The organism is Streptomyces sp. NPDC054834, assembly GCF_053611185.1.
Genome location: NZ_JBSGZV010000029.1, coordinates 68,755 through 82,120, shown reverse-complemented (window position 1 = coordinate 82,120; position 13,366 = coordinate 68,755). Strand labels below are relative to the sequence as shown.

Genomic DNA, 13,366 nt, shown 5'->3' with positions numbered 1-13,366 from the left:
AACGGGGCTCGCCGGTTCATCGTCCGTCAGGTCCCGCGCGGCCACAGGCCCGGGTCCGGCGCGAACCTGATGCGCAGCTCGCCCTCGCGCAGGGCGGCCCCCGCGACGGTGCAGCGGCGCAGGGCGGAGGGCAGTGGGACGATCCGGCGGAACGGGCCGGCCGTGATCACGAGTTCGTCCCCGCGCCGGATGAGGTCGAGTTCGTCCCGTACGGCGCCGGGCAGCGGGATGTGCCAGACCAGCACGCCGTCCTCGGTGATCCGGTCGGTGACCGGCCACTCGACCGGGGCGGCCGCCGGGTTGACACCGGGCACGGCGAGCTCGGCGAGGTCCTCGGCACCGCGCGGGTCATGGCCGAGGTGGGCGACGGCGTGGACGTCGTAGGACTCGCGCCAGTCGGCGAGGGTCTTGCCCTGCTGGGCGGTGAGGCCGGCGATCCAGGGGTCGTGGGCGGGCTCGGGCAGGACGCGGTTGGCGATCAGCGCCTCGGTGCGCAGACCGCGCAGGGCGAGGCCGAGGCGTGCGCCGTGTACGGCGTCGGCGGAGGCCGGGCCCGGTTCGGCGACCAGGTGGACGGCGGTGTCGCGGTCGGCGAGGACGCTTTCCACGGCGGCGAGTTCGACGTCCCAGCGGCCGGCCGTCTCGTACAGCCAGTCCGCGGGCATGGGGACCCCGGCGAGCCGTCCGAGGACGGGGCGCAGGGCGCGGGCCGCCTGCCGCTCGGGCGGGAGGAGGCGGCGCAGGTACCGGCGCAGTTCCTCCGGCAGGGAGAGCAGGGCGAGGGCCCGGGAGGCGGGTGGCAGATCGACGACGAGCAGTTCGTACCGTTCGGAGAGGGCCGCGTCCCGCAGGGCCCGCAGGAAGGACAGTTCCTCGGCGCCGGGGAGCGGGGTGACCTCCTCGGCGTCCAGACGGGCGGCGCCGAGCAGGTCGAGGACGTTCGCGGCACGGCTCTGGAAAGCGGTGAGGTCGTCCCGGAAGCGCTCGGTGGCGTCCGGCCGCCAGGCGGTGAGGCGCTCGGCGGCCCGGACCGGGACCGGTCCCGTCACCGTGCCCAGCGCCGCGCCGAGGGTGTCCGTGCGGTCGGCGCTCAGCACGAGGGTGTCGACGCCGTCGCCCGCCGCTCGCAGCGCGGTGGCCGCGGCGACGGTCGTACGCCCGCAGCCGCCCGGGCCCGTGATCAGGATGGTACGCATGATGCCGAACGCTACCGGTGCCCGGCACACGCTCCGGGCAGCGCTACTGCTCGCCCGACTCCACGCGCTTCTTCAGCCCCGCCAGCGCCCGGTCGATGATGACCTTCTCGGCCTTGCGCTTGATCATGCCGAGCATGGGGATCTTGACGTCCACGGTCAGCCGGTAGGTGACCTCGGTCGTCCCCGCGCCGGCGGGCTTCAGGATGTACGAGCCGTCGAGGGAGCGCAGCATCTGGGACTTCACCAGGGTCCAGGAGACCTCGTTCTCGCCGGCCCAGGTGTAGGCGAGGGTCTGGTCGTCCTTGATGGCGCCCGCGTCCATGACGAGGCGGACCTGCTCGGCGCGGCCCTGGTCGTCGCTCTTGAGCACCTCCGCCTCCTTCACCTCGCCGGTCCAGTCCGGGTAGCGGGCGAAGTCGGCGATCACCCCCATGACGTCGGCCGGTGCCGCCTCGATCGTGATGCTCGAGCTGGTGTGTTCCGCCATCGCCGTGGCTCCTCCAGATGCGGGCCGGTTATCGGGTGATCGTCGTGCGTGGTCGCCGTGCGGGGGCGTCCTGCGCACGGGTGTGCAGCGGAAGGCTACCGCGCCCGCCACCAGGCGACTTCACCCAGTACCCCCCGGTCCCTCACCATTCCAGAACCCAGGGCTTCCCGGTGCCGGCGAAGTGCCCCACGTTCACGCACTCGGTCGCCCCGATCCGCATCCGCCCGACCAGCGGCTGGTGGACGTGGCCGAAGAGGGAGTAGCGCGGCCTGGTGCGGCGGATCGCGTCCAGCAGGGCGCGGCTGCCCCGTTCGAAGCGGCGGGCGACCGTGTCGTAGACCAGCTCCGGGACCTCCGGCGGGATGTGCGTGCACAGCACGTCGACCTCGCCGACGGCCTCGATCTTCGCCGCGTACTCCTCGTCGCTGATCTCGTACGGCGTCCGCATCGGGGTGCGCAGACCGCCGCCGACGAAGCCGAAGACCCGGCCGCCGATCTCCACCCGCTCGCCGTCCAGGACGGTCGTGCCGGGCCCGGCGTACTCCCGCCACAATGACGGCATGTCGACATTGCCGTACGTCGCGTACGTCGGCGCCGGGAACGCGGCGAACATCTCGGCGTACTGCTTGCGCACCGCCTTCTCGATGGCGGTGGCCCGGTCGGCGCCGATGCCCGCCCACAGCCGGGCCCCGAACTCCCGGGCCTCCTCGAAGCGGCGGGCGGTGCGCAGCTCGACGAGGCGGTCGGCGTTCTCCTCGCCGAACAGGTCGGGGAAGATGCCGCGCGAGTGGTCGGCGTAGTCGAGGAAGAGGACAAGGTCGCCGAGGCAGATCAGCGCGTCGGCTCCCTCTCCGGCTTCGGCCAGGTCATGGGCGTTGCCGTGCACATCACTGACCACGTGGACGCGGGTCCTGGGCCTGCCGGCCGATGTGGGTGCCATGGCGATCAAGCGTAGGTCGCGCGGTGCACTTGTGAACAGTGGCGTCCGGGCCTGCGGTTACTGGCTAGTCATTAAATGGGTGGACTACTGTGCGCCAAGGAAACACCAACCCGTGTGACGCAGCGAACATCTCGTCGGGACCCCCTGTCGAAGAAGCCATACCGGCGGGTAACGTCCGGGCAGTCCAGTCGTGCTCAGGATTTCAACAGCTGAATCCCCGAGCACTTGCCCGAGCCTTGGACCACACCGTCGCATCACACAACGTCGTGGCGCCGGCGCCCTATGAGGAGCAGCAGTCTTGCGCGAGTTCAGCCTTCCGGCTTTGTACGAGGTCCCTGCGGACGGAAACCTGACCGACATCGTCCGCAGAAACGCCGCGCAGCATCCCGACGTCGCCGTCATCGCCCGCAAGGTGGGCAGTGCGTGGCAGGACGTGACGGCCACGGCCTTCCTGGCCGAGGTGCAGGCCGCCGCCAAGGGCCTGATCGCCTCCGGCGTCCAGCCGGGCGACCGGGTGGGCCTGATGTCCCGGACCCGCTACGAGTGGACGCTGCTGGACTTCGCGATCTGGAGCGCCGGCGCGATCACCGTGCCGGTGTACGAGACCAGCTCGCCGGAGCAGGTGCAGTGGATTCTCTCCGACTCGGGCGCCACCGCCTGCATCGTGGAGCAGGCGGGCCACGCCGCCGCCGTGGAGTCGGTCCGCGAGTCGCTGCCCGAGCTCAAGCACGTCTGGCAGATCGACGCCGGGGGCGTGGAGGAGCTGGGCCGGCTGGGGCAGGACGTCGCCGACGCGACCGTCGAGGAGCGCAGCTCGCTGGCGAAGGCCGACGACCCGGCGACGATCGTCTACACCTCGGGCACGACGGGCCGCCCCAAGGGCTGTGTCCTCACCCACCGCAGCTTCTTCGCCGAGTGCGGGAACATCGTGGAGCGGCTGCGCCCGCTGTTCCGCACCGGCGAGTGTTCCGTCCTGCTGTTCCTGCCGCTCGCGCACGTCTTCGGACGCCTGGTGCAGATCGCCCCGATGATGGCGCCGATCAAGCTCGGCAACGTCCCGGACATCAAGAACCTCACCGACGAACTGGCCGCGTACCGGCCGACCCTGATCCTGGGCGTCCCGCGCGTCTTCGAGAAGGTGTACAACACCGCGCGGGCCAAGGCGCAGGCGGACGGCAAGGGCGCGATCTTCGACAAGGCGGCCGACACGGCCATCGAGTACAGCAAGGCCCTGGGTACGCCGTCCGGCCCGTCCGTCGGTCTGAAGATCAAGCACAAGGTCTTCGACAAGCTGGTCTACAGCAAGCTGCGCGCGGTGCTCGGCGGGCGCGGCGAGTACGCCATCTCCGGCGGCGCCCCGCTGGGCGAGCGGCTCGGCCACTTCTTCCGCGGCATCGGCTTCACGGTCCTGGAGGGCTACGGCCTGACCGAGTCCTGCGCGGCCACCGCCTTCAACCCCTGGGACCGGCAGAAGATCGGCACGGTCGGGCAGCCGCTGCCGGGCTCCGTGGTCCGCATCGCCGACGACGGCGAGGTGCTGCTGCACGGCGAGCACCTGTTCAAGGGCTACTGGAACAACGAGGCCGCGACCGCCGAGGCGCTGGCCGACGGCTGGTTCCACACCGGTGACATCGGCACCCTCGACGAGGACGGCTACCTGAGGATCACCGGCCGCAAGAAGGAGATCATCGTCACCGCGGGCGGCAAGAACGTCGCCCCGGCGGTGATAGAGGACCGCATCCGGGCGCACGCGCTGGTCGCGGAGTGCATGGTGGTGGGCGACGGGCGGCCGTTCGTGGGCGCGCTGGTCACCATCGACGAGGAGTTCCTGGGCCGTTGGTGCGCCGAGCACGGCAAGCCGGCGGGCTCCACCGCGGCGTCGCTGCGCGAGGACCCGGATCTGCTGGCGGCGATCCAGGACGCGGTCGACGACGGCAACGCCGCGGTGTCGAAGGCGGAATCGGTGCGGAAGTTCCGCATTCTGTCCTCCCAGTTCACGGAGGAGACGGGCCATCTCACGCCGTCCCTGAAGCTCAAGCGGGGCGTGGTGGCGAAGGACTACGCGGCCGAGATCGAGGCGATCTACGCGAAGTAGTCACCCCCTGTCTGCGGCGCGACGGCTCATGGCGCGGTGTCCTCGGCGAGGACCCGCGCCATCGTGCGTTCGGCGAGCGCGGTGATCGTCACGAACGGGTTGACGCCGATCGAGCCGGGCACGAGCGAGCCGTCGGTGATGTACAGCTTCGAACAGCCCTTGACCCGGCCGTAGTCGTCGGTGGCCTTGCCGAGGACGCAGCCGCCCAGCGGGTGGTAGGTGAAGTCGTCGGCGAAGACCTTGCTGCTCGAGCCGAACAGGTCGTACCGGTAGATGGTGGCGTTGGCCGAGTTGATGCGGTCGAACAGCTTCTTGGCCATGGCGACCGACACCGCGCTCTGGGCCGCCGTCCAGCCCAGTTTCACCGCCCCCGACGAGGCGTCGTACGTGAATCTCGCCCGCTGGGGGTTCTTGGTGATCGCGAGATACAGGCTGACCCAGTGCTCGAAGCCCATGGGCAGCGGGGCGATCTCGGCGAAGACCGGGTTGTCGGCGTTGGCCCAGTCGTCGATGCCCATCACGGGCATGGTGGCCTGGTTGGCGCCGACGGTGTCCCAGATGTGGTTGGCGCGGCCGAGCATGGTGTTGCCGTTGGTGCCCCAGCCGGCGCCGACGCTGGCGTCGAGGTCGGGCAGGGTGCCGGTGTCCCGGGCGCGGACGAGGAGTTCGGTGGTGCCGAGGCTGCCGCCGCCGAGGAAGAGGTACGTGCAGCCGTAACTCCTGGTCTCGACGACCGCGCCGGTGTTGTCGATGCGGTCGGCGGTCAGGACGTAACTGCCGTCGCTCGCCCGGCCGATGGTCTTCACCTTCTCCAGGCTGTGGATGGTGACGTTGCCGGTGCCGAGCGCGGCGGCCAGGTACGTCTTGTCGAGGCTGCGCTTGCCGTAGTTGTTGCCGTAGATGACCTCCCCGGCGAGCGCGGACCTGGTGGCGGTGCCGGCCGCCTCGCGCTGCATGTAGCCGAAGTCGTAGACGTTGGGTACGAAGGTGGTCTTCAGGCCGGTGGCGTCGGCGGCCTTCCGGGAGGTACGGGCGAACTTGTACCACTCGGTCGACTCGAACCACGCGGGGTCGATGCTGTTGACGCCGAGCATGGCGCGGGCGCGCGGGAACCAGGTGCCGTACATCTCGCTCGCGTCCACGGTCGGGAACTGCTCGGTGAAGTACGACTGGAGCGGGGTGACCGCCATCCCGCCGTTGACCAGGGAACCGCCGCCGACGCCCCGGCCGACGAAGACGGACATGGCGTCGTAGTGCACCCGGTCGAGGGCCCCGGGGTAGGGGGTGATGTCCCTGTTGACGAGGTCCAGCCACAGGAACGTGGCCAGCGGCGCCTCGGTGCGGGTGCGGAACCACATGGACCGCTCGTCCGGGGCGCTGGTGGAGCAGAACACCTTGCCGTCGGAACCGGTGGTGTTCCACAGCCGGCCCATTTCGAGGACGACGGTACGGATGCCGGCCTGGCCGAGGCGGAGGGCGGCGACGGCGCCGCCGTAGCCGGAGCCGATCACGATGGCGGGGGCGGACTCGACCGCGGCGGGCTCCACCGCGTGGGCCGACTTCAGGCCGACGCGGGTGAAGCCCAGGGTGGCCGCCGTCTGGAGGGCGGCCATACCAAGGATGTGACGTCTCGTCAGCTGACGCTGCATCAGTTTGACTGTCATGCGCGCAGCATCGGCGGATTATCTCCCTCCGGCTAGAGCAGAGTTTTCAACTTCTCGGCCAAAAGGTCCCAGCGCCACTTCTCCTCCACCCACCGCCGTCCCCGCTCGCCCATCCGGCGCCGCAGTTCGGCGTCGCCGAGGAGGGCGACGATGCGTTCGGCGGCCTCGGCCGGGGCCCCACCGCGGACGACCCAGCCGGTCTCGCCGTCGAGCACCGCGTCGGGCGCGCCGCCCGAGTCGCCGGCGACGACGGGCAGCCCGGTGGCGGAGGCCTCCAGGTAGACGATGCCGAGCCCCTCGACGTCCAGGCCGCCCCGCCGGGTCCGGCAGGGCATGGCGAAGACGTCACCGGCGCCGAAGTGCGCGGGCAGCTCGGACCAGGGCACGGGGCCGGTGAAGCGCACGGAGTCCGCCACCCCGGTCTCGTGGGCGAGGCGGCGGAGGTCCTTCTCGTAGGGCCCGCCGCCGACGATCAGCAGCACGGCGTCCGGCTCGGCAGCCAGGATCCGCGGCATGGCCCGGATCAGCGTGTCCTGCCCCTTGCGCGGCACCAGCCGGGACACGCACACCACGACCGGCCGCTCGGTCAGCCCGAGCCGCGCCCGCACCTCGGCGCCGCCCGACTCCGGGTGGAAGGTCTTCTCGTCGACCCCGGGCGGCAGCTGCACCATCCGCCCGGCCGCCTCGGGGGTCAGCGCGGTGGCGATCCGCGAGCGCGTGTACTCGCCGAGGTAGGTGATCGTGTCCGTCGACTCCCCGATCCGGCGCAGCAGCTGCCGCGCGGCGGGCAGCTGGGCCCACCCGGCCTCGTGGCCGTGGGTGGTGGCCACGATCCGCCGGGCGCCCGCCTTCCTGAGGGCCGGCGCCATCAGCCCGAGCGGCGCCGCCGCCCCGAACCACACCGAGTCGCACCCGTGCTCCCTGAGCAGCCCGACCGCCCGGCGGGTGGCCTGCGGGGTCGGCAGCAGCATGGTCGTGCGGTCACGTACGACGGTGAAGGGCTGCTCGGCGTCGAACGCGGCCGTGGCCTCGATGCCCTCCCGGCTCCGCTTCCAGGTGGAGGCGTAGACGACCAGCCGGTCCGGGTCCAGGCGCAGTGCCATGTTGTGCAGGAACGCCTGGATGCCGCCCGGCCGGGGCGGGAAGTCGTTGGTGACGATCAGGGTCTTGTGCATCGCCGCCGACCCTACCGAACCAGGGCCTGTCCGGCGGATCAGGTCGCAGGAAACGGGCGGCGCCTCATCGCCGCTGGTGAGCGGGGCCGTGGGGGTACCCTCGCGCGAGGTCGTCCGAGCGTGCCGGGCCCCGCGTCCGGGGCATGATCCGCCGGACAGGTCCTGACCACGCCCGGCCGGGGGCGGCCGGGGGCGGCCGGGTCTGTGGCAGGCTCACAGGCGGGCAGGACATCATGTTCCCCTCAAACGGAAATCGAACGGCAGGGGATGGTGTGGAGACCAAGGGCGCCGGGTGGTCCCTGGCAGGCCTGTCGGTGACCTGGGCCGCGACCAGGCTGATGGTGCTGCTCTACGCCTTCCGGGTGCTCGTCTTCCCGGGCGCGGACGTCACGACCGACGTGTCCGTGATCTACCGGGGCTGGTACGAGGTGCTGAGCACCGGCGCCTTCCCGCTGGACGACGTGACCTGGCAGTACCCGCCCGCCGCCGCGCTGGCCATCCTCTCCCCCGCCGCCCTGCCCTTCCTCGACTACACCCACGCGTTCTTCGTGCTGGCCTTCCTCGCCGACCTGGCCGTGCTGGGCCTGCTGCTGTACACCGGCCGCCGCCCCGGCAGGTCGCTGCGCGGCGCCTGGGTGTGGGTGGTGGGCGTCCCGCTGCTCGGCCCGACGGTGTACGCCCGCTACGACGTGATGGTGACCGCGGTCGCGGTGGCCGCGCTGCTCGCCGGTGCCCGGCACCCGCGGGTGATGGGCGCGCTGGCGGGCTTCGGGGCGATGCTCAAGGTGTGGCCGGCGCTGCTGCTGGTGGGCGCCGTACGACGCCGGGCGTGGGGCGCGGCGGCGGTGGCCGCGTCGGGCCTGGCCGCGCTGTTCTCGGTCGCCATGCCCGGTGCCTTCGCCTTCGTCACCTTCCAGCGGGACCGGGGCACCGAGGTGGAGTCGCTGGGCGCCCTGGTCTTCCATGTGGCGCGGCACTTCGGCTGGCAGGGCGAGGTGCTGCTGAACTACGGCTCGGTGGAGTTCCTCGGCCCGTACGTCGGCACGGTGAGCACCGTCGCGCTGACGCTCACCGGGGTCTGCTTCGGCTGGCTGCTGCTGTGGCGGATGAACGCGGACCGGTTCCGGACCCACACGCTCGCGGACGCCGCGTTCACCGCGGTGCTGATGTTCACCGTGACGAGCCGGGTGATAAGCCCGCAGTACATGGTGTGGCTGGTCGGTCTGGCCGCGGTCTGCCTGTGCTTCCGGGCCGGCCGGATGGGCCTGCCCGTACTGCTGGTGCTGGCGGCGACCTTCGTCACGGTCCTGGAGTTCCCGGCCGGCTTCGCGCACGTCGTCGCCAGCGACTGGTACGGCACCGGCCTGCTGTTCCTGCGCAACGGTCTGCTGGTCGCCGCCTCGGTCAGCGCGGCCCGCCGCCTGTGGCGCTCCACCGTCACGCCGGTCCCCCTGCCCGCACTGCCGAGCCAGAGCACGCCGTCGGCGGAGACCCCGGTGTCCTCCTGACCCCGGCCCGCGCGAACAGCACCGCGACGACCGCGCACTGCACGGCCATCGCGAGCGCCAGCGCCAGGCACACCCCCGGCAGGCCGAGCCCCGACAGGCCGTACGCGACAGGCAGTTGGACGGCCGTACCCAGCAGGGTCACGCGCAGCAGGGCGGGCGCTCCCCCGCCGCCCTCGAAGACCCCGCCGAGCGCGATGAACCCGGCCATCAACAGCAGGTAGGGGCCGACACAGCGCAGGAACAGCACGCCCTGGTGGGCGACACCGGGTCCGGCGCCGAAGGCGGCCATGATCCAGGGCGCGGTGACGGCCAGCAGGAGGGCCGCCGTGAGCCCCAGCGCCCCGGACAGCAGCACGGCCTGCCGGCCGATGTCCCGGCGCGCGTCCTCCCCGGCGCCCCGGGTGTGCGCGGTGTGGATGGAGGCGGCCTGGCGTACGGAGTAGAAGGCCATGGTGGCGACGTACATCACCTTGTAGGCGATCGCGTAGGCGGCCACGGCCGTCACCCCGAGCCGCGCCACGATGGCCACCAGCAGCAGCGCGCCGCCCTGCCGGACGGTGAAGTCGGCGGACATCGGCAGCCCGGTGGTCAGCGTCCGGCGCACGGCCGCGGCCAGGGGCTCGTCGGGGCGCACCCGCGCCGCCGTCCGCAGCAGGGCGTCTCGGCGCAGGGCGGCCAGCCCCGCCGCGAGGGCCACGCACCGGCACAGCACGGTGGAGGCGGCGGCGCCCCGGACGCCGTACAGAGGGACGAGGACCGGGTCGCACACCAGGATCAGCCCGTTGGCCAGCAGGGCGAGCCGCATCGGGGTCCTGGTGTCGCCGGTGCCCTTGAGGATGCCGTCGACGAGTTGCTGGGCGAAGAAGACGGCCATGCCCGGCAGGGAGATCGCGAAGTAGGCGGTGGCGAGCCGCGGCGCGGCGCCCCCGTCGCCGCCGAGCACCAGCCGGGCGAGGGGTTCGCGCAGCAGGAATCCGCCGACGGCGACCAGGGGCGTGACCATCGCCCACAGCGCCCGGCCGCCGCGTACCGCGGCCCGTACGGCGGCCGGGTCCCGGGCCCCTCGGGCGTGCGCGACCAGCACGGTCGTGCCGGAGGCGAAGACCAGGGCGATGCCCAGCAGCACGTTCTCGGTGTTGGTCGCGACGGCGACGGCGGCCACGGCGGCGCCGCCGAGCCGGGAGACCCAGACGGTGTTGACGATCCCGGCGGTGACGGAGGCGAGGAGCGAGAAGTAGACGGGGCGGGCGAGTGAGACGAGCTGCTTGCGGTGGGCGCGTGCGTCCATGTGTTCCCCCTCGATACGCGCACTACAGGGATACCCCGGATACCTCTAATCGAGGTAGCTCGAAAAGAGGTACCATGGGGCGAACTACGTCCGCAAGGAGGCGAACAGCGTGCTGGAGCTGTCGATCCTGGGCTTCCTGGCCGAGGAACCGCTGCACGGATACGAGCTGAAGGAGCGCATCAAGGCACTGACCGGACACGTCCGCCCGGTCAGCGACGGCGCCCTCTACCCGGCGATCAACCGCCTGGTCGCCGCGGGCAGGCTCGACGAGCGCGCGGCGGAGGGCACGAGCGCCGCCCCGCGCCGGATGCTGTCCCTCACCGAGGCGGGCCGCGCGGACCTGCTGGAACGGCTGCGGCACCCCAAGCAGGCGGACATCACGGACCAGGTCCGCTTCAACACGGTGCTCGCCTTCCTGCGGCACCTCCCGGACCGGGCCGAGCAGGCCGCCGTGCTGGGCCGGCGCCTCGACTTCCTCCAGACCCCGGCGAGCTTCTTCTACCGGGACGGCGAGCCGGTCCGGGCGGAGGAGGCCGGCGACCTGTTCCGGCAGGGCATGCTGCGGGTCGCCCGGGCCACCGGCCGGGCCGAGCGCGAGTGGCTGCGCGAGGCCATCGGCCTGCTGGCTCAGCCGAGTTGAGCGCGCAGGTAGTCCTGCCACTGCGCGGTGAACGTCTGCGGGGTCGTCCCGAGCACCTTCTTCAGCGCGTCCTCGACCGCTCCCGCCCGCTTCCCGTGCGCGCCGACGGCCCGGTAGAACTCGCCGAGCCGGACCTCGCCCCAGCGGTCGGCGATCATCCGGCAGGCCAGCCAGCCGCCCTCGTAGGCCCGGGCGAGGTCGACGGCGTCCGTGCTGAAGCCGAAGTCCTTGTCGGCCGGCAGGTGTGCCGGGACATGGCCGTCCTGGACCGCCCGCGCCAGTTCCGGCGCGGCCTCGGCCGCCGTACGGCCCGTGCCGAGGTAGCCGATCCAGTCGGCGTAGCCCTCGGAGAGCCACAGCGGGGTGGCGGCGTCGGTGTGGGCGCGGGTGGCCACGTGGGTGGTCTCGTGGGTGAGCACGACCTGCTTGCCGACGTCGCCGAGGACGGCGTACGCCTCCGGGTTGACGATGACCCGGTCGGCGGGGGCCCGCTCCGATCCTCCCCCGGCCTCCGGCCGGGGGGACCCCCCATTCGCTTCGCTCACCTCGCCGGTGGTGACCGCGGCGATGCCCCGGTAGGAGGAGGCGGGCGAGCCGAGCAGCCCCGCCATGCCCTTCAGGGAGTCCGGTACGAGCACCACGACCCGCCGGGACCAGTCCGTGCCCCACGCCTGCGACACCGCCGGGACGGCGCGGTCGGCGAGCCGGGCGAAACCGCGCAACTCGTCACCGGACTGCCCCACCCCGAGCACCAGGCCGTGCTCGCCCCGCGCGGCCGCCACGGTGCCCTGGTCCCACAGTTGCTGCCCGCCCTTCTTGGCGGGCCGGTCGGCGGCGACGTACCAGTGCCCGTCGGCGGTGCGCCCGAGCGTGAGGGTGCGGTCGGCGGTGACGGGTGCCTTGTCATAGCCCTGCACCCGGTAGCGCAGTTCGGCGTCGGCGGTGACGGTGGCGCCGCCGCGGTGCAGGCCGGTCAGCCGGTAGGTCCAGGACGCCAGCGGCACCGCGCGCAGCCGCTCGTACTGCGCGGGGCTGCCGGTCTTGTCGTACGCCGCTTCGTCGTGGTGCAGCAGGGCCGCCGCCCGGCGGTCGAGCACCCGCTGCACCTCGGCCTTCGCCGAGTCGGTGCCGGACGGCCCGCCGCACCCGGTCAGGGAGGACAGCAGCAGACAGAGTCCCACCACCGAGGTACGCCACGCCCGTCTGCGACCAGCCATTTTTCGATCGTACGGCCCGGCGCGGAAAAGTCACGGCCGGGTGACCGAGGAGATCGGCATCATCCCGACCGGGTCGTAGCGGACGGGAGCGCCGGGATAGGGCGCGTGGATCACCTGGCCGTTGCCCGCGTACATGGCGACATGGCCGGCGTCGGACCGGTAGACGACGAGGTCACCGGGCTGGGCCTGGGAGAGCGGGATATGCCGGCCGGCGTACCGCTGCTCCTGCGAGGTGCGCGGCAGATGGACGCCCGCCTGCGCGTACGACCACTGCATCAGGCCCGAACAGTCGAAGCCGGAGGGGCCGTTGGCGCCCCAGACGTAGGGACGGCCGAGGGCGGAGCGGGCGGCTGCGAAGGCCGCTGCGGCGCGGGCGTTCGGGGCGGTGGTGCCGTAGAGGTCGGGCATGCGGGTGCGGCCGGAGCGGGAGGCCCGCTCGAAGGCGGTGCGCTGGTCGGCCGGCAGCGAGTTGAGGAGCTGCCGGGCCTTGGCGAGCTTCTTCTCCACGGTCCGTTTGTGGGAGGCGACCGCCTTGCGGCTCTTCTCCAGCTCGGCAAGCTTCTGGGCGGTCTCGGTGCGTTCCTGGGCGAGTTCGCGCATCGCGGACTGGAGTTCCTTCAGCCGGCCGGCCTGGCGGGCGCCGATCCGGTCGAGTGTGGTGGCCTTGTCGAGGTAGTCGTCGGGGTCGTCGGAGAAGAGCAGGGCGACGGCCGGGTCGATGCCGCCGGAGCGGTACTGGGCCCCGGCCAGTGAACCGAGCATCTCCCGCATGGCGTTGACGCGCTGCTGCTGCCAGGCGATCCGGTCCTGGGCCTCGCCGACCTCCTTGCGCAGCGTGTCGGCGCGCTCATCGGCCTTGTCGTAGGCCTCGGTCGCCTTCTCGGCCTCCTGGTAGAGCCGGTCCACCTCGGCTCCGGGGTCGGCGTGCGGCGCGGCGCTCACGGAGACGGCGCCGAGCGCGGCGGTCGCTACGGACAGCACACTGAGGGCGGTGCCGGAACCCCGGTCGAACCCGGACGGTGCAAGGCGGCGATGGGACCCCACGGGATGCCGCACTCCTTACGCTGACGGATGTCTGGCAAAGCTCACCAGACAGTAGCCGCGCGAACACGCACCGTCCAAAGCCCGCTACCGCCCGCCACGGCCCCCCGACGCG

At 72.3% G+C, this 13,366-nt stretch carries 11 protein-coding genes; 3 read left to right on the top strand and 8 right to left on the bottom strand.

The genetic code is table 11. The features are described from left to right. Positions 1-26: 26 nt before the first annotated feature. The 3 genes from ACWGJM_RS31805 to ACWGJM_RS31795 form a co-directional block, all read right to left on the bottom strand. Complete coding sequence (locus ACWGJM_RS31805) at positions 27-1,196, bottom strand: ArsA family ATPase (protein WP_453415191.1); 1,170 nt, start codon at positions 1,194-1,196, stop codon at positions 27-29. A gap of 43 nt (positions 1,197-1,239) precedes the next feature. After that, positions 1,240-1,683 (bottom strand): SRPBCC family protein, encoded by a 444-nt coding sequence (locus tag ACWGJM_RS31800; RefSeq protein ID WP_453415190.1) that lies wholly within the window; start codon positions 1,681-1,683, stop codon positions 1,240-1,242. Between the two features lie 142 nt (positions 1,684-1,825). After that, entirely contained in the window at positions 1,826-2,623 is a 798-nt protein-coding gene (locus ACWGJM_RS31795) for a metallophosphoesterase family protein (RefSeq protein ID WP_453415189.1), read from the bottom strand. 298 nt (positions 2,624-2,921) lie between these two features. Between ACWGJM_RS31795 and ACWGJM_RS31790 the strand changes: the two genes are divergently transcribed. After that, entirely contained in the window at positions 2,922-4,718 is a 1,797-nt protein-coding gene (locus ACWGJM_RS31790; RefSeq protein ID WP_453415188.1) for an AMP-dependent synthetase/ligase, read from the top strand. 26 nt (positions 4,719-4,744) lie between these two features. On the opposite strand, the gene ACWGJM_RS31785 is transcribed toward ACWGJM_RS31790, so the two are convergent. Next, the gene (locus ACWGJM_RS31785) at positions 4,745-6,382 is read right to left on the bottom strand and encodes a GMC oxidoreductase (protein WP_453415187.1); all 1,638 of its coding nucleotides are present in this window, start codon (positions 6,380-6,382) and stop codon (positions 4,745-4,747) included. Positions 6,383-6,414: 32 nt separating this feature from the next. Continuing rightward, on the bottom strand, positions 6,415-7,557 hold the full coding sequence (locus tag ACWGJM_RS31780) for a glycosyltransferase family 4 protein (RefSeq protein ID WP_453415186.1): 1,143 nt from the start codon (positions 7,555-7,557) through the stop codon (positions 6,415-6,417). A gap of 272 nt (positions 7,558-7,829) precedes the next feature. Here ACWGJM_RS31780 and ACWGJM_RS31775 point away from each other — a divergent pair, with 272 nt between their 5' ends. Further along, the gene (locus ACWGJM_RS31775) at positions 7,830-9,065 is read left to right on the top strand and encodes a glycosyltransferase 87 family protein (RefSeq protein WP_453415185.1); all 1,236 of its coding nucleotides are present in this window, start codon (positions 7,830-7,832) and stop codon (positions 9,063-9,065) included. On the opposite strand, the gene ACWGJM_RS31770 is transcribed toward ACWGJM_RS31775, so the two are convergent. Beyond that, positions 8,995-10,353 (bottom strand): MATE family efflux transporter, encoded by a 1,359-nt coding sequence (locus tag ACWGJM_RS31770; RefSeq protein ID WP_453415184.1) that lies wholly within the window; start codon positions 10,351-10,353, stop codon positions 8,995-8,997. The two genes, ACWGJM_RS31775 and ACWGJM_RS31770, sit on opposite strands and share 71 nt — an antisense overlap. A gap of 109 nt (positions 10,354-10,462) precedes the next feature. On the opposite strand from ACWGJM_RS31770, the gene ACWGJM_RS31765 reads away from it, so the two are divergent. Beyond that, positions 10,463-10,993 (top strand): PadR family transcriptional regulator, encoded by a 531-nt coding sequence (locus ACWGJM_RS31765; protein WP_453415183.1) that lies wholly within the window; start codon positions 10,463-10,465, stop codon positions 10,991-10,993. On the opposite strand, the gene ACWGJM_RS31760 is transcribed toward ACWGJM_RS31765, so the two are convergent. Continuing rightward, a complete protein-coding gene (locus tag ACWGJM_RS31760) occupies positions 10,981-12,210 on the bottom strand; it encodes a hypothetical protein (protein ID WP_453415182.1) in 1,230 nt (409 codons plus the stop codon). The two genes, ACWGJM_RS31765 and ACWGJM_RS31760, sit on opposite strands and share 13 nt — an antisense overlap. A 30-nt stretch (positions 12,211-12,240) precedes the next feature. Further along, on the bottom strand, positions 12,241-13,254 hold the full coding sequence (locus tag ACWGJM_RS31755; RefSeq protein ID WP_453415181.1) for an NlpC/P60 family protein: 1,014 nt from the start codon (positions 13,252-13,254) through the stop codon (positions 12,241-12,243). Positions 13,255-13,366: the final 112 nt, after the last annotated feature.